This window comes from Mesorhizobium escarrei (assembly GCF_935825525.1).
GTDB lineage: Bacteria > Pseudomonadota > Alphaproteobacteria > Rhizobiales > Rhizobiaceae > Mesorhizobium > Mesorhizobium escarrei.
In genome coordinates, this window is record NZ_CAKXZT010000148.1 from 1 (window position 1) to 22866 (window position 22866).

The 22866-nt window shown below is 60.4% G+C and carries 20 protein-coding genes and 2 pseudogenes; 12 read left to right on the forward strand and 10 right to left on the reverse strand.

The annotated features are described in order from the left end of the window. Positions 1-79: 79 nt before the first annotated feature. Positions 80-558 (reverse strand): annotated as a pseudogene (locus NMG80_RS25460) (IS5 family transposase); the annotation flags it as partial. A gap of 113 nt (positions 559-671) precedes the next feature. Between NMG80_RS25460 and NMG80_RS25465 the strand changes: the two are divergent. Then, positions 672-1667 carry an NAD(P)H-dependent flavin oxidoreductase gene (locus NMG80_RS25465; RefSeq protein ID WP_254020662.1) on the forward strand — a complete coding sequence of 332 codons (996 nt, stop codon included), beginning with the start codon at positions 672-674 and terminating at the stop codon, positions 1665-1667. 75 nt (positions 1668-1742) lie between these two features. Here NMG80_RS25465 and NMG80_RS25470 read toward each other — a convergent pair whose 3' ends face one another. After that, a complete protein-coding gene (locus NMG80_RS25470; protein ID WP_254020663.1) occupies positions 1743-2039 on the reverse strand; it encodes a hypothetical protein in 297 nt (98 codons plus the stop codon). A gap of 351 nt (positions 2040-2390) precedes the next feature. On the opposite strand from NMG80_RS25470, the gene NMG80_RS25475 reads away from it, so the two are divergent. Then, entirely contained in the window at positions 2391-2708 is a 318-nt protein-coding gene (locus NMG80_RS25475; protein ID WP_254020664.1) for a hypothetical protein, read from the forward strand. Positions 2709-3179: 471 nt separating this feature from the next. Here NMG80_RS25475 and rpoH read toward each other — a convergent pair whose 3' ends face one another. From rpoH to NMG80_RS25500, 5 genes and pseudogenes are all read right to left on the reverse strand, one after another. Continuing rightward, entirely contained in the window at positions 3180-4070 is an 891-nt protein-coding gene (rpoH, locus tag NMG80_RS25480) for an RNA polymerase sigma factor RpoH (RefSeq protein WP_254020665.1), read from the reverse strand. 78 nt (positions 4071-4148) lie between these two features. Continuing rightward, a complete protein-coding gene (locus tag NMG80_RS25485) occupies positions 4149-4505 on the reverse strand; it encodes a response regulator transcription factor (RefSeq protein ID WP_254020723.1) in 357 nt (118 codons plus the stop codon). A gap of 131 nt (positions 4506-4636) precedes the next feature. Beyond that, positions 4637-5299, reverse strand: a complete 663-nt coding sequence (locus NMG80_RS25490) for a response regulator transcription factor (protein WP_254020666.1) — start codon at positions 5297-5299, stop codon at positions 4637-4639. After that, the gene (locus tag NMG80_RS25495) at positions 5296-6681 is read right to left on the reverse strand and encodes a sensor histidine kinase (protein WP_254020667.1); all 1386 of its coding nucleotides are present in this window, start codon (positions 6679-6681) and stop codon (positions 5296-5298) included. The genes NMG80_RS25490 and NMG80_RS25495 overlap by 4 nt, the downstream gene beginning before the upstream one ends. A gap of 366 nt (positions 6682-7047) precedes the next feature. Then, positions 7048-7158, reverse strand: a pseudogene (locus tag NMG80_RS25500) (phosphohydrolase); the annotation flags it as partial. Positions 7159-7355: 197 nt separating this feature from the next. Between NMG80_RS25500 and NMG80_RS25505 the strand changes: the two are divergent. The 10 genes from NMG80_RS25505 to cyoD all read left to right on the forward strand — a co-directional run bounded on the left by NMG80_RS25505 (position 7356) and on the right by cyoD (position 18795). After that, positions 7356-8828 (forward strand): catalase, encoded by a 1473-nt coding sequence (locus NMG80_RS25505; RefSeq protein WP_254020668.1) that lies wholly within the window; start codon positions 7356-7358, stop codon positions 8826-8828. A gap of 119 nt (positions 8829-8947) precedes the next feature. Continuing rightward, positions 8948-9685 (forward strand): MIP/aquaporin family protein, encoded by a 738-nt coding sequence (locus tag NMG80_RS25510; protein ID WP_254020669.1) that lies wholly within the window; start codon positions 8948-8950, stop codon positions 9683-9685. A gap of 392 nt (positions 9686-10077) precedes the next feature. Then, positions 10078-11289 (forward strand): 5-aminolevulinate synthase, encoded by a 1212-nt coding sequence (hemA, locus tag NMG80_RS25515; protein WP_254020724.1) that lies wholly within the window; start codon positions 10078-10080, stop codon positions 11287-11289. Positions 11290-11828: 539 nt separating this feature from the next. After that, positions 11829-12020, forward strand: a complete 192-nt coding sequence (locus tag NMG80_RS25520) for a hypothetical protein (RefSeq protein ID WP_254020670.1) — start codon at positions 11829-11831, stop codon at positions 12018-12020. A gap of 219 nt (positions 12021-12239) precedes the next feature. Continuing rightward, positions 12240-13466 carry an oxalate decarboxylase family bicupin gene (locus NMG80_RS25525; RefSeq protein ID WP_301943388.1) on the forward strand — a complete coding sequence of 409 codons (1227 nt, stop codon included), beginning with the start codon at positions 12240-12242 and terminating at the stop codon, positions 13464-13466. Between the two features lie 176 nt (positions 13467-13642). Next, the gene (locus tag NMG80_RS25530; protein ID WP_254020671.1) at positions 13643-14398 is read left to right on the forward strand and encodes a hypothetical protein; all 756 of its coding nucleotides are present in this window, start codon (positions 13643-13645) and stop codon (positions 14396-14398) included. A 405-nt stretch (positions 14399-14803) separates the two neighbouring features. After that, the gene (gene cyoA, locus NMG80_RS25535) at positions 14804-15742 is read left to right on the forward strand and encodes a ubiquinol oxidase subunit II (RefSeq protein WP_301943389.1); all 939 of its coding nucleotides are present in this window, start codon (positions 14804-14806) and stop codon (positions 15740-15742) included. A 1-nt stretch (position 15743) separates the two neighbouring features. Continuing rightward, the gene (gene cyoB / locus NMG80_RS25540) at positions 15744-17744 is read left to right on the forward strand and encodes a cytochrome o ubiquinol oxidase subunit I (RefSeq protein WP_254020727.1); all 2001 of its coding nucleotides are present in this window, start codon (positions 15744-15746) and stop codon (positions 17742-17744) included. Then, positions 17741-18397: a cytochrome (ubi)quinol oxidase subunit III gene (locus tag NMG80_RS25545; RefSeq protein ID WP_254020672.1), complete on the forward strand. Its 657-nt coding sequence runs from the start codon at positions 17741-17743 to the stop codon at positions 18395-18397. The genes cyoB and NMG80_RS25545 overlap by 4 nt, the downstream gene beginning before the upstream one ends. Beyond that, positions 18394-18795 (forward strand): cytochrome o ubiquinol oxidase subunit IV, encoded by a 402-nt coding sequence (gene cyoD, locus NMG80_RS25550; protein WP_254020673.1) that lies wholly within the window; start codon positions 18394-18396, stop codon positions 18793-18795. Before NMG80_RS25545 ends, cyoD begins: the two co-directional genes overlap by 4 nt. A 105-nt stretch (positions 18796-18900) precedes the next feature. On the opposite strand, the gene NMG80_RS25555 is transcribed toward cyoD, so the two are convergent. From NMG80_RS25555 to NMG80_RS25565, 3 genes are all read right to left on the reverse strand, one after another. After that, positions 18901-20403 (reverse strand): glucoamylase family protein, encoded by a 1503-nt coding sequence (locus NMG80_RS25555; protein ID WP_254020674.1) that lies wholly within the window; start codon positions 20401-20403, stop codon positions 18901-18903. A 406-nt stretch (positions 20404-20809) separates the two neighbouring features. Beyond that, positions 20810-22189, reverse strand: coding sequence for a sensor histidine kinase (locus NMG80_RS25560; RefSeq protein ID WP_254020675.1), 1380 nt, complete (start codon positions 22187-22189; stop codon positions 20810-20812). Continuing rightward, positions 22176-22853: a winged helix-turn-helix domain-containing protein gene (locus tag NMG80_RS25565; RefSeq protein WP_254020676.1), complete on the reverse strand. Its 678-nt coding sequence runs from the start codon at positions 22851-22853 to the stop codon at positions 22176-22178. The genes NMG80_RS25560 and NMG80_RS25565 overlap by 14 nt, the downstream gene beginning before the upstream one ends. Between the last annotated feature and the right edge of the window lie 13 nt (positions 22854-22866).

The window sequence follows — 22866 nt, forward strand, 5'->3', positions numbered from 1 at the left end:
TAGAGAAGTGTCTCAGGTTGCATTTCCGCTTCGGGTGGAGGCCGTGTTGAAACGCGAAGCGACGTTAGCGCTTAGAATTTCGTTCTCCGAGGATACTGCTGACGGTGCAATCGGCGACCTGGCCACCGGTCAAAAGGAAAGCGATCGGGCGGCATAGGCCGTCGGTCAGGGCGTGGATTTTCGTGGTTCGCCCACCACGCGATCGGCCGATCGCCTGATTTTGTTCCCCCCCCTTGCCGCCTGAGGCGCAGCGATGCGCCTTCACCGCCGAGGAGTCGATGAGCACCTCCGCCGGTGTTCCGCCAGCCGAGACCAGGGCATGGAAGATGTCGACCCAGATGCCCTTGGCTGCCCATCGGACGAAGCGGTTGTAGAGCGTCTTGCGCGGGCCGTAGGCATCTGGTGCGTCGACCCAACGACCGCCTGATTTCAGGACATCCACGATGCCGCTGATTACCCGGTGATCATCAACCCGCCGCTTGCAGCGTGTGTCAGTTGCAACAGCGCCGCGAGTCGCCCGAACTGCTCCTCGGTCAGCCAGAAATAATTGCGATTCAACCTTGTAGTCTCCCGTTGCGGCGAAATCCCCGTTGATTCCGTGCCTCCTTTGGACCACTGTCCCTAAATCGGGCAAAAGGCCGCGCCCGGATGAAGGACTCAGGGGGAGCGCAATGCCCAACGCCTTCACCACTCTCGTCGGCATGGAAATTCCGATTGTCCAGGCGCCCATGGGTGGAGCTACTTCTCCGCAATTCGCCGCCGCGGTGAGCAATGCAGGCGGTCTCGGGATGCTCGCCCTCGGCTGGAGTCCGCCTGAAGCGGTACGCGCAGAAATTCGGGCCACCAAGGCCCTGACCAAACGGCCGTTCGGCGTCAATCTCGTGTTGACTTATCCGCAGGAGGAGCGCCTCGCGATCTGCTTGGAAGAAGGCGTGCCGGTAGTCTCATTTTTCTGGGGCCAGGCAGGTTCGCTGACGGCTGCGGCGCATCGTGGCGGGGCAAAGGTCCTGCATACGGCAGGAGGCGCCGAACAGGCTCGGATATCAGCCGCAGATGGTGCCGACGCAATCGTCGCGCAGGGCTGGGAGGCGGGTGGCCACGTTTACGGTACAGTTGCCACGATGGCGTTGGTTCCGGCGGTTGTTGACCAGGTCGCGCCAGTCCCCGTTCTTGCTGCCGGTGGCATTGCGGATGGACGCGGTCTAGCCGCGGTGATGGCACTTGGTGCCGCGGGCGCTTGGATCGGTACCCGCTTTCTCGCGAGCATCGAAGCCCCAATCCACCCGCGCTATCGCGACCGCATCCTCACAGCCAAGGAGACGGACACAGAATACGGGACTGTTTTCGATGTCGGCTGGCCCGACGCTCCGCACCGTAGCCTCCGCAACAAAACGATTGAAGCTTGGGAGGCAGCCGGACGCCCGCCGGCGGGTGGGCGTCCCCACGAAGGCGTGGTCGTTGCAAAGTCGCCATATGGCGACGTGGTTGCATACCAATCTCATACGCCGGGATCGGGTGACGAGGGCGATATCGACGCCCTTGCCCTATGGTCGGGCCAAGGCGTCAGCCTCGTCCGCCGCGTCCAGCCGGCCGCCGAGATCGTCCGCGAAATCAGCGACGAGGCGCGGGCAATCCTCGCACGGCTTGGGAACGATCCATCTTTCTAAGGCATGTGTGGGAAGTACCGCCGATCTCAATCGCGAACTTATGGGTCCGGATCCTTAAAAATTGGCGAGGCTGGATCACGGGCAGGAGTGCCACATTCCATTGGACCCATAGTAACTCGGGTTTACGGCATCAAACGAGCAGTAAGCAGCATCGGTATCGTAGTTCCACCAAGGCTGGTAGTGATAGCCTGGATCGCTAAGAAAAACCTTGCGGTGCTGGTGGTCTCGCTGTCGGTTGCCAATGCCGCCACCGCTAAAGTCTAGGACATGGCCGTCACTCCCGCCGCCGCGCGCCATGGAGATCGTCGCCGAGCCGGTCGCCAGCATTGCGCCCAAAACGAACGTCGCCAGAATTGTTGTTGATCGTCTCATAATACACTCCTAAAGGTTGACGCTTCCGGATTTGTCGAAAGCTATATCTAGATAGGTACAGCAGATACATCTCAGAATAATACACCTGGCTGAGATACATATACCTTCCCGCGGCAGTGCCGATGATGCGCTTTCAAAATCCCGATCACGCCACAGTTCGGCAGGCGTGCAAGCAAAGCCTTCGAGGTTCGAATCCGGGCCCCACTCGTGCTGTGAGCCCGGATTCGATGAGGCTATGGCGGATCACGGACAATATGGGAAAAGCCCGACGTATCCATGGTATGGGTACGGATAACCGCAGTAGCCGTCGTCATAGAAATCACTGCCGTAACCGCGGCCCCTTCTGAACCTATGACCGCCGACATGACTGCCGCTGACATGGACGCCGCCGACATGGACGCCACTGCCGATGCCTGCGTTATGGCTGCCAAAGCCTACGCCGCGGCCACCGCCAAAGTCGCCGCCCATGCTTGCGGCATGGCCGCCCCCGCCAAAGCCTCCGCCGTGGCCACCGCCAAAGCCGCCGCCCATGCTTGCGGCATGGCCGCCCCCGCCAAAACCTCCGCCGTGGCCACCGCCGCCACCACCACCGCCACCGCCACCGCCGTGCGCCATCGAGACCGACGCGGAGCCGGTTGCCAGCATTGCACCCAAAGCGATCGTCGCTAAGATTGTTGTTGATCTTTTCATACTACACTCCTATTGTTGAAGCTTTCTTGGTCATTGAAAGCAATTGTTATGTAGAGACAGGGCGCTTTTCTCAGTATAATACGCTTGGTTAATATGATTATATCTTATAAGGACAAATATTTACTTGTTGATTGAATGGCGCTGCCAGCAAATGCGCCTACGGGCGAGCCGCGATCGGGATCTGAGATGGAAGGCAAGGCCTCTGCAGCGCCCCGCATTCGCGGCATCCGGCGAGCCCCGGGTCATTAAGCTTGCAGGTTTCGATGAGTGGGTAGATGACGGCGCTCGCACCGTCACGCGGCGCCTAGGCCCTCCCAGGCACCGAGGATGACGTGGGATCACACGCCTTGATGCAAGCGCCCAAGGCAGTCCGCGATGAATGTCAGAATCTGATATCCTCTGCCTGAATAAGGCGCAGGATCGCCGCAGTTCAAAATCCCGGTCTCCAATTCACGCTGACAGCGGCCTGGGTTCGTCCCGTTTCGCGTAGACGACCTTCACTGCATGTTGTAATTTTTCGAAGGCGCGCATCTCAATCTGGCGCACACGCTCGCGCGAAACGCCGAATTCGCTCGAAAGATCTCCCAAACTCCTTGGGTTATCCGCAAGCCGACGCGCCTCAAGAATGCGCCGTTCGCGTGCATTGAGCACGCCAAGCGAGTCGATCAGCGCTCTATGCCGGCTGGAGGCCTCCTCGACCTGAACGAGCTTGTACTCCTGGTTGTCCTCGTCTTCGACCAGCAAATCCTGCCATTCGCCTTCGGCGTGACCTCGCAGGGGCGCGTTGAGCGAGGTGTCCCCGCCCATGCGGCCATTCATATAAACCACCTCCTGCTCGGTCACGCCAAGGCTGCTTGCGATCAGTCCCACCTGATCTGGATGCAGGTCACCATCGTCAAGCGCCGAGATGCGGGCCTTGAGTCGCCGCAAATTGAAGAACAGCTTCTTTTGATTGGGCGTCGTGCCCATCTTCACCAGCGACCAGGAGCGCAGAACATATTCCCGAATGGACGCCTTGGTCCACCACATCGCATAGGTGGCCAGACGCAGGCCGCGCTCCGGTTCGAAGCGATCGACCGCCTTGATCAGACCGATGCTGCCCTCCGAGATTACCTCCGACATCGGCAACCCGTACCCGCGGTAACGCATAGCAATCTTGGCAACGAGGCGAAGATGCGAGACCACCAGTTGGTGAGCGGCCTCCGCGTCATTATGCTCACGCCAGCGTCTTGCCAGTGCTTGTTCCTGCTCCGGCGTCAGCATGGGGAGATGTTTGATCCTTTCGAGATAGCGGCTAAGCCCGCCTTCGCTTGTCAAACTTGTTGCTGCTGCGCGTGCCATGAACACTCCTTACTTACGTCGCACGGATCAGTTGTTTTCCGACGCTTATCGATAGTCGATATTTCTCTGTTCGAGGCGCTAGGTCTTCCCGAGCGCCGCGTCGATGCATCTGATCATGGCCTGGCTATCGAAAGGCTTGCCGAGGAAGCCGATGACGCCCGTTTCCAGAGCGCGCTTCCGAACACGCCCCTCAGGGAAGGCGGTGATCAAAATGGTTGGTATCTGATAGCCGTTTGCGATCAGATGATCCTGTAACTCTATTCCTGTCATGCCGGGCATCTGGATATCGCAGATCAAGCATGACGTATTTTCCAGATGAGATGACCTCAGGAAATCCTCCGCCGACTCGAATGCAGTTGCGATGAAACCTAGCGATCTAGCGAGGCCTGCAATTGCAAGTCGAACGGATTCATCGTCGTCGACGATGGAGATCATCGTGTTGCGGATCAATGGACTGTTCCTTGGTACTAGCCGATGATCCAAGAATTGCTGTTTCAACGACTGTTTCTAGGCGATATATTGTGCCTATGATCGTGAAAGCAAAGTTATACAGAGGTGTAACAAATCTATTTATTGGGAGCACTTATCCCTAGGGCGGATGCCATTCTCACCAGGTCGGCTAGAGTTCTGGCGCCCATTTTTTTCATCAGACGACCCCGGTGGATTTTCACCGTGATTTCGCTGAGCTGCAGCTCGCCAGCGATTTGCTTGTTCATCAATCCGGTCGCGACAAACGCCATCACCTGGCGCTCCCGAGGAGTCAGGTTGCGCACAAGGGTCTGGAGCTCCGACAGCGCCCGGTCTCTCTCTCGCCGTTGCCTGTCGCGATCCAGAGCGCCGTTGACGGCATCCAGAATATCCTGGTCTCGAAAGGGTTTGGTGAGGAAATCGACCGCGCCGGCTTTCATGGCTCTCACGGACATAGGAATGTCGCCATGACCGGTCATGAAAATGATCGGAAGATGAATGCCTGCGTTTCCCAACTGCGTTTGAAATTCAAGTCCGCTCACCTCAGGCAGCCGGATGTCTAGCACAAGGCAGCTTGGACCGTCGGGAAGCTGGCCGTTCAGCAACTCGGGAGCAGAACCGAAAAGCTGGGCACGCATACCAACAGATCGGAAGAGGCTGCTTAAGGCTTCGCGCAACAACGGATCGTCTTCCACAACCAGGACAGTCGGAGGCACGGTGCTGCTCTTGACTTGTTGCTGGGAGGCGGGGCCTCGGGTCATGACTCGGCATCCTTTTCAAGGCGTGGCAGGGAAAACTGGAATATTGCGCCGCGACCCGGATTGGGCACGACCCATACACGGCCTCCATGTGCCTCAATGATCGACCGGCAGATCGACAATCCCATCCCTATTCCGTCCGCCTTGGTGGTAAAGAAGGCGTTGAACAACTGGCGCGCATTGTCGGGATCGATGCCCGGTCCCGAATCCTGGACCCTAACGTTCACTTGGTCCGAATCATCGACCGACGTCGCAACGATAATTTCACGTAACGCGTTGTCGGCGGTGGCCATTGCCTGAATTCCGTTAAGCAAGAGATTGATCAGCAGCTGTTGAAGCTGGACACGGTCGCCAAGTACGGGCAGCCGCCGGTTGGTCAGTTTCAGTTTTAGGGTGATGCGATTTGCAACGAGTTCACGCTGCAATAGCACGAGGGATTCATTGACGATCTCGTTCACTTCGATAAGAGTCATCTGGAGATCTCCCTTTTTGGACAACGACCGGATCCGACGGACGATATCGCTGGCGCGTTGCGCGTCAGCGATACTCCGCTTGACCGCGCTGCGGACCTCATCCAGATCTGGGTTGTCGCGATCGATCCACCGCAGGCACGCCTCGCCGTTCAAAACGATGCCGGCCAGTGGCTGATTCACCTCGTGCGCGATCGAGGCCGTCAATTCGCCCAATGTGGTGAGGCGTGTCACATGGGCGAGTTCGGCCTGTGCCTTCAGGACCTCGGCTTCTGCTTGCCTGCGCTCTGATATGTCTGTATTCGTTTCGAGAACCGCCAGCGGCTTGCCTTCGGCATCCGTCTTCAGCGCCCAGCGGCTGGCAACGACAACGGCGGATCCGTCTCGCTTCGTGTGCACGATTTCGCCTTCCCACCGGCCGGACCTGAACAGTTCCTGATTGATCTCATCCAGCGAAGTCGGAAAGACCGTCTGCAAGAGCTGATGGGTGGACTTCCCGGCTGCGTGTTCGGCTGACCAGCCGTAAATGGCTTCAGCACCACGATTCCAATAGGTGATCTGCTCGTCCGTACCGCGTACGAAGATCGAATCATGCGTCAAATCGAGCAGTTCGGCCTTTTCGGATAGATCGGTCGAGGTCGACTGATTTTTGAGGACAAGAAGGGTTGTAATGACAATGGCCGCGATGCTCATGAGGCAGCGGCTGAGCGCCCCCCAGTTGGCCCCGGTCCCATGAACAAGCCAGAAGCTCAATAGGGTGAGCGCTACACAGGCGAGTGAAGACAAGACAATGCCACGCCTGCGCAAGGCACCTGCTGCGAGCAGAGGAACGACCACATAGAGGACCGAGACAGCTCCAGAAAATGCATCGAGCGTATCGACAGCGAATATCCCGGCAGCCAGGAGGACGGCCAAAGGCCCCAGAAGCCGCGAGTTGCCGGATGCTCCCGGGGATAATCTATGCTGCATACGCTCTCTGTTCATTTTCCTGGTTGACGCTTGCGCTGCTGGTCGACTCTCCGTGTCACGCCGGTGTCCAGGTCCAACCTAAGCAACAAATCCTTTTCTGCTTGTTCGAAATTGCGGTCGTCGGCGTCTGATTGCACCTTTGTCACAGCAACACCTCGTCGAGACCCCAATCTTCAGAGATTGCCTTGGAGAACCAGGCGCTCCCGTCCAGCGGCTATGTCGAGATGATCGCCTCGTCGACCCTTTTCAACCGGATTGGGCCGCAACTCGCACAGGACGCTTGACCTCACCGATGAGAAATGAGGATGCCGATCAGCCGTCGCAGTACGATCCGCGGATCACGCTGCAGAAATTCCCACGGCGGAAATGCGGATCCTCGTCCGCAAGGACGTCGGCCTTGACATTGCCGAATGTGGTCGTCGGCCGCTCGCGGCATGCGGACGCAAAACCGCGACAATCGCAGCAACAGGGCTCAAGTCATTTCCACCCCTATTGATTAGGCTTTTTGGTCCCGTGTTCTGGCCAATACACTTCGGTTGAGGGCGACGCTGGGAGAACAAGGGTGACGCTGCCGCAGGCGGTCGCGTTGCTGGATTTCGATGTCCCACAGGAGACTATTTATGACCGACCGCGTCCCGCCAATGACCCATGCCACTGGTTCGCCCGTGGTGGACAACACCAACATTCAAACGGCGGGCCCGAGGGGCCCGGCTCTGCTCCAGGACATCTGGCTGATCGAGAAGCTCGCACATTTCGACCGTGAGGTGATTCCCGAACGCCGCATGCATGCAAAGGGTTGGGGCGCCCATGGCACCTTCACCGTCACCAAGGATATCACCCGCTACACCAAGGCGAAAATCTTCTCCGAGGTCGGCAAGCAGACGCCGATGCTCGTCCGCTTCTCGACTGTGGCCGGCGAGCGCGGCGCGGCGGATGCCGAACGCGATATCCGCGGCACTGCCCTGAAGTTCTATACCGAGGAGGGCAACTGGGACATCGTCGGCAACAATACGCCCGTCTTCTTCTTTCGCGACCCGCTGCGCTTTTCGGACCTGAATCACGCGATCAAGCGCGATCCGCGCACCGGTCTGCGCTCGGCCGACAACAACTGGGACTTCTGGTCGCTCCTGCCGGAGGCGCTGCACCAGGTGACCGTTGTGATGTCCGACCGTGGCATTCCGCGAAGCTTCCGTCACATGCATCTCTTCGGCAGCCACACCTTCTCGATGATCAACGCCGCCAATGAGCGTATCTGGGTCAAATTCCACTTCCGCTCGCAGCAGGGCATCGAGAACCTCACCGACGAGGAGGCGGCCGCGCTGGTCGCCAACGATCGCGAGAGCCACGGACGCGATCTGCTCAACGCGATCGACAGCGGCAATTTTCCGCGATGGACGCTGTCGATCCAGGTGATGAGCGAGGAGCAGGCCCGGATCCACAAGCACAGTCCATTCGACCTGACCAAGGTGTGGCCGAAGGCCGACTATCCGCTGATCGAGGTCGGGGTGATGGAGCTCAACCGCTATCCCGATAACTTCTTTGCGGAAATAGAACAGGCGGCCTTCTCGCCGGCCAACATCGTTCCCGGCATCGGCTTCTCGCCGGACAAGATGCTGCAGGGCCGGCTCTTCTCCTACGGCGATACCCAGCGATACCGGCTGGGGGTCAATTTCAACCACATCCCGGTAAATGCGCCGAAATGCCCGTTCCAGAGCTACCACCGCGATGGCGCGATGCGGACCGACGGCAATCTTGGTGCGACACCGACATATTGGCCCAACAGCAAGGGCTCGTGGATCGACCGCAACGAGGCCCTGATCGATCCACCGCTGCCGATCGAGGGTAGCGCGACCTATTGGGACCATCGCGTCGATGACGACCACTATGAGCAGCCCGGCAACCTGTTCAGGAAGATGAGCCCCGAGCAGCAGCGGCTTCTGTTCGAGAACACCGCCCGCGCCATGGGCGACGCGCGCCTCGAGGTCAAACAGCGCCATATTGCCAACTGCGCCAAAGCCGATCCCAAATACGGCGCCGGCGTTGCGAAGGCGCTGGGCGTACCTTTCAACCCGCAGACGATGGCCGCCGAGTAACCTCGCTCGCTTCCACGGCCGGCGGCCGCTCCTCCCGGGCCGCCGGCTATTCCCAGACAACTCAATACGAGCGCTGCACGCCAATGCGAGCGCTGCACGCTCGTCTCCGGAGATCAACCATGTCCAACCATATTGCACCCAAGCTCCTTGCCGAGTTCATCGGCACCTTCTCGTTCGTGTTCATCGGCGCCGGCGCCGCGGCCGTGGTCGGCAGCGGTGTCGGCCTGGCCGGCATCGCCGCGATTGCCTTCGCCCACGGCCTGGCCATCATGGCCTTCGCTTTCGCCTACGGCCCGGTGTCGGGGGGGCATTTTAACCCCGCCGTCACCGTAGGCGTGCTCCTCGCCGGCGCGATGCGCACTGGCGAGGCTGTCGGCTACATCGTCAGCCAGCTGGTTGGCGGTGTCATCGGCGCGCTCCTGTTGCGGGTTGTGCTGGGCGGTGCGTCGACCGGCCTCGGCACGCCCGCGCTCGCGCACGACCTCCATCTGGGCGCCACGATCCTCACGGTCACGCCCTCGGCCGGCTTCGTGATCGAGGCAGCGCTCGCCTTTTTCCTGGTCACGGTCGTGCTAAGCACGGCGGTCGCTGGCCGCGCCGGTAACCTCGCGCCGCTGGCGATCGGTATGACCCTGACTCTCAACATCATCATGGGTGGTGCCCTCACGGGCGCCCCCTTCAACCCGGCACGGGCACTAGGCCCAATGGTCGCGACGGGCAATTTCAATGATGCCTGGCTTTACGTGATAGCGCCGATCGTTGGCGCCATCATCGCCGCCATCGTGCATACGGGCCTCGCTCGGCTCGCCCACGAGCCGGCGACGGGGGGCGCTCATGCCCCGACCCCAGCCGAATGATCTTGGCTGCAACTCAGAGCCGACGGCGCCACTCCGCACTAAAGGATGCGGCGGACAAAAGCGCGGTCGGCCTGGCGCGGCAACAAGAGGCCATTCGCTTACGGATGGCCTCAAATATCAGGGGGCGATTTGCGGGCTGCCTTCGAGGCGTGCGCAGGAGAAGCGCGATGAGCAGTTCGAACGCTAGCCAGACAGCGATGGAGACACTGATGACCACGAAGACGCTCGTTCCGGCCAACCCGCTATCGCCACCGCCGGAGCACGTCGCCTGGGCCGGGCCGGGACAGGCAATCGACCCGGCGCACTGTCCGATCGACCACGCGCTCGGCGACCCACCACCCAACTATCTGAGTGCCAAGCCGACCGTTCCGTCGCATCTCCCGGACGGAACAATGAACTACGAGGGCTTCTTCCGGCAGCAGCTGCATGATCTCCATATGCAGGGCAACTACCGGGTGTTTTGCGATCTCGAACGCCAGGCGGGGAATTTCCCGCGCGCGACCCACTTCAACGGCCGGGTCCAGTCGACGGTGACGGTCTGGTGCTCAAACGACTATCTGGGCATGGGGCAGCATCCGTGCGTGCTGGCGGCGATGCGCGAAGCGGTCGACCGGTGCGGCGCTGGGGCCGGCGGCACCCGGAACATCTCGGGCACCACCCACTATCATGTGCTGCTGGAGCGGGAACTGGCGGATCTGCACAACAAGGAAGCGGCCCTGCTGTTTACCTCCGGCTACGTGTCGAACTGGGCGGCTCTCGGTACGCTTGCGTCCCGACTGCCGGGCTGTGTCGTCCTCTCCGACGAGGGCAATCATGCCTCGATGATCGAGGGCATCCGGCACAGCCGGGCGGAAAAGCAGATCTGGCAGCATAACGATCCGGAGGATTTGAACCGCAGGCTGGCGGCGCTCGATCCCGGACGGCCGAAGCTGGTGGCGTTCGAGTCGGTCTATTCGATGGACGGCGACATCGCCCCGATCGCGGAACTGTGCGATGTCGCGGACGGCCACGGCGCCATGACCTATCTCGACGAGGTCCATGCCGTCGGACTCTATGGCGCGCGCGGTGGCGGGATCGCCGAACGTGAAGGGCTCAGCCATCGCCTGACCGTCATCGAGGGCACGCTTGCCAAGGGTTTCGGTGTGGTGGGCGGCTATATCACCGGCAGCATGGCACTGTGCGATTTCGTGCGGAGCTTCTCGTCCGGCTTCATCTTCACCAGCGCGCTGCCGCCGTCGGTTGCGGCCGCCGCACTCGCGAGTATCCGGCATCTGAAGACGAGTGCCAGCGAGCGCCAGCATCATCAGGCGGTGGTCGCTTCGCTTCGCAAGCGATTGGACGCGGCTGGACTGCCCCACATGGCCAATCCGAGCCACATTGTCCCGCTGATGGTCGGCGACCCCGTACTGTGCAAGCGAGTCAGCGACGTTCTGCTCAGCGATTACGGAATCTACGTGCAGCCGATTAACTATCCGACGGTGCCGCCCGGCACCGAGCGTTTGCGAATTACGCCGTCACCGCTGCATACCGCACAGGATATCGACCATCTAGTACAGGCGCTCTCGGCAATCTGGTCGGAACTCCGGCTCAAACGGGCGGCGTGAGTCTCCGGAGTCCGCGACTGGAGCGCGCAGTAGCTCGAGAATCAAAGTGGGAACTCGGCGCTGACGCCAAGCCTCTATGCTGCGCCTTTATGCCGCCCTGGCCGAGAAGGAGCGCCACATGATCTCGGAACGCATCAAGGCGCCGGCTGATGTGGATCAGCGCGTCGCGAGATGGCTAACAGACCCGGCCGCGGCCGTCGGCTTGAACATACGTGGTGTAGCCATGGGGCCTTGCTTGCTCTCGCCGAGGCGACGGAGCGCTCTTCAGAAGCCCGCAGCCTGATTCTCCACGTCCGACTCGACCTCCAGATATGATCTCGTCGATGGCAGCGTCCAGCGCCGCCTCCGGCCAGTTTGTATGACAACCAGGAGACTCTTGCAGCGAGAAGACCGAAGGCGGTCCATAATTTTTTTCGAAGCGACGAGCCTCGCATTCCTCCGTTGCCACGCGTTCAAGTTGCCTAATGTCCTTCAGCCATGACGTGACGTCAATCATTGGGGCTGAATTCGGATCTGGCCTCTTGCAGGAGGGAGATGAGGTGACCGGCGAGAAGCATCGCGGTCTGGAGCTCGCATGCATCCAGGTGCGCGCGTCCGGAGTTGAGCTTTTGGTTGAAGCGATGCGAGCCTTCGTCCCGGTAAACAAATCGTGGATGATCCGCCCCCGGAGCAGTGCGATCGAAGCCACGCGCCGCTCCCCGAGCGTGCTGCGGCACGGAGCGGCAGCGTGAACAGCGATCCTTGAGCCGCGCTCACTTCTGGCAGCCCAATCATCGTGCGGTTCAGTCAAAGGGCGTGTCAACGCGAAAGACGTCGTCTGCGCCAGATCGATATCGTGTGGGCTGTGCGACAGGAGGACGCTCATGCGGTTCACTCTCGTTACGCGGTTCAGAGCGGCCTAGCCAATTTGCACCGTTTGAAAGCGCCCCACGGCAAGGAGTAAAAACGACATGGGTATTGTCTCCAACAAGTTGTCACGTCGAAGCATGCTGGTTGGGACGGCGGCCGGCGGGTTGCTCACGGCAGCGACACTTGCCCAGGCGCAGAAAGGTGACCCGATTGCCAACGGCCGCGGCGGCACCAATCCTGGTCCGATGAATCCTGCGCGGATTGACCAGAATCCGGACTTGATGGTCCCACCAGTCACCGACAGTGGCACGCTTCCGAACCTGCGTTTCTCGTTTGACGATGCCCATATGCGACTGACAGCGGGCGGTTGGACGCGGCAGGTCACGGTGCGCGAACTCGGCATCTCCACGACCATCGCCGGCGTGAACATGCGTCTGAATGCCGGCAGCGTGCGCGAGTTGCATTGGCACAAAGCTGCCGAATGGGCGTACATGCTCTCTGGCACAGCGCGCATCACCGCGATCGATGCCAATGGCCGCAATTTCGTCAACGACGTTGGCGTCGGCGATCTATGGTATTTCCCGCCGGGCATTCCGCACTCGATCCAGGGACTTGATCCGGACGGGACGGAATTCCTGCTGGTGTTCGACGACGGCGATTTCGATGAGGACAACACGTTCCTGCTGACCGACTTCATGAAACACATGCCACCGGAGGTACTCGCCAAGAATTTCGGCGTCCCGGCTTCGAGCTTTGCCAGCGTTCCAGAGCCCAGCCAGATGTACATCTTTCCAGCGCCGGTTCCGGGACCGCTCGGCGCAGACAAAATCGCGGGCGCGGTCGAAGTCCCGCAGAGCTTCAGCCACCGCATGATGGCGCAGACTCCGATCAAGATGAAACACGGCTCGGTGCGGATTACCGACAGCAAGGTGTTTCCGGTTTCCAAGACTATCGCGGCGGCGCTCGTCGAAGTCGAGCCGGGCGGGATGCGCGAGCTGCATTGGCATCCGAACGCGGACGAATGGCAGTATTACATTTCGGGTCAGGCCCGCATGGGCGTGTTCGGGGCGTCTGGCCAGGCCCGCACATTCGATTATCAGGCCAACGATGTTGGCTACGTGCCCTTCGCCATGGGGCACTACATCGAGAACACGGGCGACACGACGCTGCGATTCCTGGAAATTTTCAAGAGCGATTACTTTGCCGATGTCTCGCTGAATCAATGGCTGGCTCTCACGCCGCCTGAGCTGGTCCGCGTGAGCTTGCACGCCGACCCGCAGCTTTTGCATGCCTTCAACAAGGTGAAGTCGCCGGTGGTGCCGGCCTGAACTTCCATCGACAAAGACCTTGGCCGCATGACTGCCGCTCGCACCGAACCCATCTGACTGGGGTCGAATTGGTTGCCTGGAAATGGAGGATGCCGCGATGCTTAAACCTGCGTGGCACATTACGGTGCCCGGCTTAGTACTCGTGGTTGCGCCATGTTCGGAAGCGTCGGCCGCCTATGTCGGTGACCGCTTCTTTCCCTCGACCCTGGCAACCGGACACGCGCGAGTACGACTTCCCCTTCACCTACAGCAAGCTCATTACCAAGGACTGGTCGGTGTTTTTCACGGAGACCTTGCGCGTAATTGATGCTGCGAACGGAGACACGCGTGCGCGCTTCGAGAATTTGGTGATCGGCACCCAATATGCCCTCTATACCAATCCCGAACACCAGTTCACCTTCACGGTCGGCGGTACGGCGGCGTTGGGCGGCACCGGATCGTCCGAGATCGCCTCCTCGTATTCCACGCTGACGCCGATCATTTACATGGGCAAAGGCCTTGGCGACTTGCCGGATTCGGTGGCGTGGCTCCAGCCGGTCAACATCACTGCCAACCTCGGCGTCGCCCTGCCGACGGAAAAGACGACGGCCACCGGCGCGACCATCCCGGACGTCCTGAATTGGAGCTTCGCGGTGGAATATACCATGCTCAAGGACAACTATACGTCGGCTGGTCACCGCTATCCCACGGGGTGGGTTCCGTTGGTGGAAGTCGCACTGACGACGCCGCTCGACGGGCCGGACGCGGGATTTACCACAGGGACCATCAATCCGGGCGTCATCTGGGTGGGAGAGCAATTCCAGTTCGGGCTGGAGGGGATCGTGCCGGTCAACTCGCGCTCGGGCGAGGGTCTTGGCGTGCGTGCCCAGATCCACTTCTACCTCGGCAATATCTTTCCCAACAACATCATGGGCAAGCCGATCTTCGACTGAGAAACATGGCGAAATCAATCAACCGACATGTCTCGGTTGGGCAGCCTATCGCTTTTCTCAAAGAGGTTCTCGAAGCATGAAGAGCACGGGCGAGACGGCGGTCGAGATCGCTCGGATGGCGACAGCGGCCCTGGACTGGTTCGCTCCCAGCATAGCGACAGGGATCGGATTGGTTGCGTTCGATCTCCATACCGCGCCACCCCTTTGTTGCCCGCGGATCCCTTCCGAGTGAGTATCCAACTTGTTGCTTACGGCAGCCTTCGGTTTCGATAGCCATGCTCCAGCGCAAACCGGCACCAATCACCGCAAACCCGACAAAGCGTTTGCTCCTCTCCACAAGTAGCGTCGCTACATTGATGAGCCCGCAGCACCTGCAGGGTGTTCGCAAGGGTGAGGAGTGCGGCGATGTCCACCAGACCAGACGGACTGCCAGACGGGCCTTGTCATCGGTCTGCGAGCGCCAAGGCGGCGCGCTGTGCCGTTTTCGTGGCACCAATCATCCTGACGGCATGTCAACCGGCCGTGCTCGATCCGAAAGGGGTCGTCGGGATTGCCGAAAAGACGATCCTGATAGATTCGCTGGCCATCATGCTGGCCATCGTCGTGCCGACAATCGCCGCTACCTTCGCCTTTGCATGGTGGTTTCGAGCCTCCAACACGAGAGCGACCTATCTGCCGGATTGGGAGTATTCGGGCCGTATCGAGCTTATCGTCTGGTCCATTCCCCTCCTTGTGATCATGCTCCTCGGCGGTGTGGCCTGGATCGGATCCCACGAGCTCGATCCGGCGAAACCGTTGGCGTCCAACACGCCACCGCTGGAGGTCCAGGCGGTGGCGCTGGATTGGAAATGGCTCTTCATTTACCCGGATCAGCGCGTCGCGAGCGTCAACCAGCTTGTGGTTCCCGCCGGCACACCCATTCATTTCTCGTTGACGTCCGCAAGCGTGATGAATGCGTTCTTCGTACCGCGGCTCGGCAGCATGATCTACACGATGAACGGCATGACAACGCAGTTGAATCTGCGCGCGGATGCTCCAGGCACTTTCCGCGGCCTTTCAAGCCACTATAGTGGCGATGGTTTCTCGGACATGCATTTCGACGTGCAGGCGGTGCCGGCGGAGCGGTTCGCCGCCTGGATCGATGCCACGCGCAACTCGGGCCCCAGCCTCGACGCCGAGAGCTACGCTGCCTTGGCCAGGCAAAGCGTGAACACCACTCCTTTCACCTTCCGTGCGGCCGATCCTGACCTCTTCCAGCAGATCGTCACACAGCAACTGCCGCCTGGACCTGGCCCGCAGACCGGCCGGCCCGACCCGAGCGTATCCCCACGGACGGAGCATTAGCATGTTAGGCAAACTCAGCTGGGCTGCCATTCCCTTCGACCAGCCGATCCCGCTGTTTACGGCCGCTCTCGTGGGTGTGGCGATTATCTGCGTCCTCGCGTGGGTGACGCTGAAGGGTTGGCTTCCGTATCTTTGGCGCGAATGGATCACCAGTGTCGACCACAAGCGGATCGGGATCATGTACATTCTGCTTGCGATGGTGATGCTGCTGCGCGGTTTTGCCGATGCAATCATGATGCGGTCGCAACAGGCTCTGGCGTTCCAGTCCGAGGGCTATCTGCCACCCGAACACTACGACCAGATTTTCTCGGCCCACGGCACGCTGATGATCTTCTTCGTTGCCATGCCCTTCGTGATCGGGCTGATGAACTTCGTCATGCCGCTGCAGCTTGGGATCCGTGATGTGGCGTTTCCGACTCTCAATTCGGTCAGCTTTTGGCTCACCGCCACTGGCGCGTTGCTCGTCAACATTTCCCTCGTCGTGGGCGAGTTCGCGCGCACCGGGTGGCTGCCCTATCCCCCGCTGTCAGAGCTGACCTACTCGCCCGGTGTCGGCGTCGACTATTATCTTTGGTCTCTGCAGATCTCGGGTGTGGGGACCTTGCTGACCGGCGTCAATTTCGTCACGACGGTCCTGAAGATTCGTGCACCCGGCATGACCTTGATGCGGATGCCGATGTTCTGCTGGACGACGCTCGCCTCCAACCTGCTGATCGTCGCGGCATTTCCCATCCTTACGGCGACTTTGGCGATGCTGCTGCTGGATCGCTACCTAGGCTTCCACTTCTTCACTAACGAAGCTGGCGGCAACCTGATGATGTTCATGAACCTGATCTGGGCGTGGGGACATCCTGAAGTTTACATCCTGATCCTGCCCGCCTTCGGCATATTTTCGGAAGTCATCTCGACCTTTTCCGGCAAGCCGCTGTTCGGTTACCGGTCGATGGTCATGGCGACGATGGCAATCTGCGTGCTTTCCTTCACTGTGTGGTTGCACCACTTCTTCACCATGGGCGCCGGTGCCGACGTCAACGCCATTTTCGGCATCGCTTCAATGATCATCGCGGTGCCCACAGGCGTGAAGGTCTTCAACTGGCTTTTCACGATGTATGGTGGCCGGGTCGTCTATTCCCCACCGATGTTGTGGTCGATCGGCTTCATGGTCACATTTGTCATCGGCGGGATGACCGGTGTCCTGATGGCGGTGCCACCGGCGGACTTCGTTCTCCACAACAGCCTTTTCCTTGTGGCCCATTTCCACAACGTCATCATTGGAGGCGTGCTCTTCGGCGCGTTCGCCGGCTACACTTATTGGTTTCCGAAAGCCTTCGGCTTCCGGCTGCACGATGGGCTCGGCAGAGCGTCGTTCTGGTGCTGGATCGTCGGATTCTACGTCGCCTTCATGCCGCTCTATGTCGTAGGCCTCATGGGTATGACGCGTCGAATGCAGCACTACGACGTCCCCGAATGGCGTCCCTGGCTGCTGATCGCGGCTGGCGGCGCGGCCATCATCCTGGTCGGAATAATCTTGCAGATCGCGCAACTCGTCGTCAGCATTCGCCGGCGTGAGGAACTTCGCGACGAGACCGGCGATCCCTGGAATGGACGCTCCCTCGAATGGGCGACACCTTCTCCGCCACCAGCCTTCAATTTCGCGGTGCTCCCGAGCGTCGAGGGCGACGAGGCTTACTGGGGCATCAAGCAGCGCACGCGCCAGCAGGCCAGGTTGGGCGAGGAACCCTCCTATGCGGACATCGAGATACCGAGGAATAGTCCAACGGGTTTCACCTGCGCCTTCTTCGCCACCTTCATGGGCTTCGCACTGATCTGGCATATCTGGTGGATAGTGGCCCTGGCCGCATTGGGCGCGTTCGCAACCTTTGTTATCTTCGCCTGGCGGGACGAAGTCGAGTACGTGATTCCGGCTGACGCGGTCGCACGCATCGATCGGGACAACCGAACCGCGCGCGGCGAGTTCGCCCTATCGGGGGCGGTGTCATGAGCGCGTTCGACGCGGCCGTCGGCCAGGAGGTCTCGAACCGTCTTGAGCGCGCCCAAGGTCACATAGCGAGGCATGCGGCCGGTGCGCTAGCGTCGAAGCGCATCATCGCAGGCTACGGCTTCTGGATTTTCCTGCTGAGCGACATCGTCATGTTCTCCGCCTTCTTCGCGGCCTACGCGGTGCTGGTCGACGCGACGGCCGGCGGGCCGAGCGGGCAGTCGCTGTTCAACCTGGGCAATGTCGGCATCGAGACGACCTGTCTTCTCCTGTCGAGCTTCACCTGCGGCCTCGCAAGCATCGGCGCCCGGACGCACAACGGATTCTGGTTCTATGGCGCGATGGCAGCAACCTTCATACTGGGGGCTACATTCGTCGGCATCGAGATACGCGAGTTCACCGGCATGATTGCGCTCGGGGCAGGCCCAACGCGAAGCGCGTTCCTATCGGCCTTTTTCACATTGGTCGGCTGCCATGGCCTGCATGTGACCATCGGCTTGCTATGGCTGCTTACGATGATGGCGCAAGTGTTCGCCAAGGGCTACCGGGCCGACATTCTCCGGCGCCTGCTTTGCTTCAGCCTGTTCTGGCACGCTCTTGATATTATTTGGGTTGGGTTGTTCACAATGGTGTATTTGATGGGAGTCGCGCAATGAGCCACACCGAACAGGATAAACACTCGCATTACGCGGACACCGCCCCGGGCGACGAGAGCCTCGACGGATACGAGGCTGCCGAAGATGTCGGGACTTATCTGATCGGGCTAGGGCTGGCAACGCTGCTTACCCTGGTGTCCTTCTTCATCTCGCGCACCACGCTGGTTTGGGAACCGAGCATTCCTGTCGCACTGGCCGTCCTCGCGATCGCCCAGATGGGCGTTCACCTCGTCTTTTTCCTCCACATCACGACCGGCCCCGACAACGTCAACAACGTCCTGGCGCTTGCCTTTGGTGTGTTGATCGTTCTGCTGGTCATCGTCGGTTCGCTCTGGATTATGGCACATATGAACCACAACATGATGCCCATGGATCAGATCATGCAGATGCAGAGCTGACCCCGAGCGAGACCGAGGCGATCGATCGCGACGAGCTACAGGATGCCAGAGCGCGCAGCTGTGCGTCGTCGGAATAATTGTCTCAGCTCGCCCTTCGTCATCTTCTCATGACATTGCAGCGGCGTTCGCCCTCTGAGAAAAGCCGAGCCTCGCGAGCCCGGCCCGGGTCTCCGGACAGCTCATGAACAGGCGCCACAGGAGCCCGCTCCGGTAGTTCTCGATCATGGCTACGATCGGGCCCTGATCAATGGCGAGGTAGGAGTCCGCGTACCAATCCATTGCCGGACTGAATGCGTCCCTGAAGCCATATTCCCCCCAGAGCCGGTCGCCTCGCGAAGCGAAGTGGCGTAGCGCCCGTTTGCTCTCCGCCGGGGCGTAGGGAAAGCAGCCGAGGGCACCGGTCGGAGCGATCACGCCGCAGTCCCGATCGGGAGCGTGCGCGACGTAGCCGTGGATACTATCGCTCGCGGTCAGACCCCAACACTCGGCGCTATAACCGTCGAATTTCTCGGGATTGCGGATGCAGTGCGCCTGGTTGATGCGCGTAAAGGCGACGTTCTGCTGCCAATAGTCGGCGTAGCAGTCCCGAAGCCGCCTTGGATCGAGGCCCAGGAACGAATAGTGCCCAAAGAAAAGGGGCCCTCCGTGATCGGGTCCGAGGGGGAGCGTGACGCCATCGAAGCTTCGGCCGTTGGCGAAGGCTTGGCCTGCCGTCCAGCCGCAGTGATAGACACTCGGCGCGATTGGATACCGTGGCGCCGCCGCCGCGAGGACGAATGTGATCAGGCACTCGTTCCAGCCGTTGATCGGGTGTTCCATCGCCCATCCGTGCACCGGGCTCCAATGCCAAAAGAGCGAGTCGGAGCCGCGGGCGAACCAGTCCCATTCGACATCCTGCCACAGTGCATTGATAAGACTGCGCAAGAAACACTCCTTGGCTTCCGTGCCTCGGAAATATTGCCGCGCTGAAAGAAGCCCCACCATCAAATATGCTGTCTCAACAATGTCGCCACCGTCGTCGTGGTGACTGAACGGTATGGTTCGGCCGCTGTCGCCATCCATCCAGTGAGGAAAGGCACCGTGGTGGCGCTCGGCCTCGCAGAGAAAGCATACCATTGTAGTCAGGCGATCCAGAGCAGCTTGCCGGTCGATCCATCCGCGCTCCACGCCAGCAAGTATCGCCATGATGCCGAAGCCGGAACCACCGGTCGTGACGATATGCGGTGTCGCATTGCTCCGCTCTCTCGCGAGGCCGCTCGTCGGATGGCCAAAATCCCAGAAATATCGGAGCGTCTGTTGCTGCACGATGTCGAGGAGTTCGTCCAGACGCGCGTCCGGGTGGGGGGTACCGGTATGCTTGCGGCCGATGGAAATCCTGGGCAGTGTTTCGGTCCTGACCACAACATGCGCGCCTCTGCCGCCAACGCCGCGGGCGAGGGAGCTCGGTCCTTGATCGGGAGACAGCCACTCGCTCTTCGCGCTGAGCGCACGCAATGCCGTGTTCGGCAAGCGGCCGTGTGGTGTTGATGTCCTGCCCTTGAACACGTTGCCAGGAGTTTCGAAGAGCGCGAACGGGTCAGTGTTTGTCAGGAGCGACTTCGTCAACATGGTTTCGCACCGTCAGATTTTCGCTCCTCCGCCCGTTATCGGGCGACCGGCTCCTCTTTTGATGTCAGTGTAGTTCCCCGGTGACGAACCACTCCATCGTACGTGGGTAGGCGGGGATCGTACGTGCGTAGGAGGGGATAAAGTGTTGGTCTGGAAGGCTCATACCTTGGTGTGACGCCGACGCCGCGCGGGAATGCCGCTGCCACCTCCAACTAGGCGTCTGGTTGATCGACTACATTGCTGCCGCGACTGATCGCGCTATCTTTCTATCGATGATTACGAAATCCCATAGGAAGGAGCAGTGCTGGTGCTAATGCTGGCCATTCATAAGTTGGCTTGATGGATCGAGACTCCCGCATGACCATCGGGAAAACACCCGGCTTGACCGTTTGATCACCGGAGTACTTTAGGAACGCATGCTGGTAGGGAATTTGACGATCACCGCCAGGCCGGGGTGGCGGTCTCCCAGCGCAATGGATGCCCCGTGCAGATCGGCGATCGCATGGACAAGGCTAAGACCAAGACCGCTCCCGGGCGTCGAGCGGCTGTTGTCCAGCCGATACAGCCGTTGAAATACCTTCTCGCGCTCCTCGGCTGGAATCCCTGGGCCATTATCGCCGACTTCGGCAACGATGCGGTTGCCCTGCCGGGTCACCGACAAGTCGATGGCGGTGCCCGGCGGACAATGCCGCAGGGCATTTTCCACCAGGTTGGCGAACATCTGCGTCAGCAGTTCCCAATCGCCATGGATTTGGCATTCCGCGCCCTGAAAGATCTTTGCCGAGAGCGACATTCCGTCATCTTCGGCGACGCTCGCATAGATTTCGGCAATGGTTTTGACAACGCCATTGACGTCCAGATCGATGAAGCGCGCCTTCCGTGCTCCGGCCTCGATCTGGGCGATGCGCAGAAGGGCATCGAACGTCTCGTTGATTTGAAGTCCCTCGGCGCGCGCTTCCGCCAGTTCATCGGAAACGTCCTGGCCTGATGCGATCTTGTCGGCGGCGCCCTCCAAAATCATCTGCAGGCGGTTCAGCGGCGTCTTCAAATCATGTGCAATGTTGGAACTAACCTGTTTCATGCCTTCGACAAGCGCCGACAGCCGATCGAGCGCGGCATTCACCTGGGCAGAGACCTCATCGATATCGTCCCCGTTGCCAATGAGGGGAATGCGGGCGTCAAGCCGCCCATGGGAGACGTCGACCATCGTAGCGGCGATTCCGTCGAGGCGACGCTGGACGCGGGAGGCGAGCAAGGCGCCGCCGGTTACCGCCAAGCCAGCAATAATGAAGGTTGCCCAACCGAAGCTCATCAGGATGATGGTTTCCAGTTCCTCGGTTTCGGACAGGCTGAACGCAACCGTAAGATTGTTTCCCCCAACCGAACCGGAATAGGCCCGATACATGGTATCGGCAGGTACACCCGGCAGTGCGGCATTGAACATCGAAAAGCCGTCGGGAAGGCCTGCCGCAGTGACGTTTCCGGCCAGATGATCGCCAGCCGGACCGGTCAGCGAGAACAGCTGCTCTTTTTTCGTGCTGAGCTTGGAATGGCTGTCGACCGCGGCAACCAGGTCCTCCAGATCGTGTTCGGCGTACGTCGCCGCCACGACCGAAAAAGTGTCCCTGACGGATTCATCGAGCCGCTCGGCAAGATCGGCGCTCATCAGCTGATAGGCAATGGCGCCCGACAGGACAAAGGCAAGCACGAACAGGAAGGCGAAGGTCAATGCGAGTCGGAAAGGCGTGCTGCGAAGCAGGTTGAAACGCGGTCTAAAGCGGCGCATGCAAACTGTAGCCAGTGTTGCGGACAGTGTGGATAAGCTGGGTTTCGAACGGCTTGTCGATCTTGGCCCGCAGCCGGCTAATATGGGTCTCGACCACGCTGGTCTTGGGATCGAAATGGAAGTCCCAGACGCGTTCAAGCAGCATGGTTCGGGTGATGACGCGCCCTTCGCCGCGCATCAGGACTTCGAGGAGGCTGAATTCCCGCGGCTGGAGGTCGATCGCCTGGCCCTGCCGCGTAACACGGCGCATGATCAGATCCATTTCGAGATCGGAGACCCGCAAAGTGGTCTTCTGCTCCTGTGCAGCAGGCCGGCGGCCAAGGGCGTTGATGCGGGCGAGCAACTCGGAAAAGGCGAATGGCTTGACGAGATAGTCGTCGCCGCCGGCCTCAAGGCCTTCGACCCGGTCGTCGACGCCGCCGACCGAGGTCAAGAAGATCGCCGGTGTCCGCACCCCGGCGGCGCGGACCGCCTTGATCATCGACAGGCCGTCCAGGCCGGGGATCATTCGATCCGCAACGATCACGTCATAGGCGCCGCGTGTCGCCGCGAAAAGCCCGTCATGCCCATCGCGCAGCAGATCGCAAACATGCCCGGCCTCGGTCAATCCCTTGACGACATAGTCGGCCGTCCGTCGGTCGTCCTCAACAAGCAGAAGTCGCATCGTTGTTCCGGTC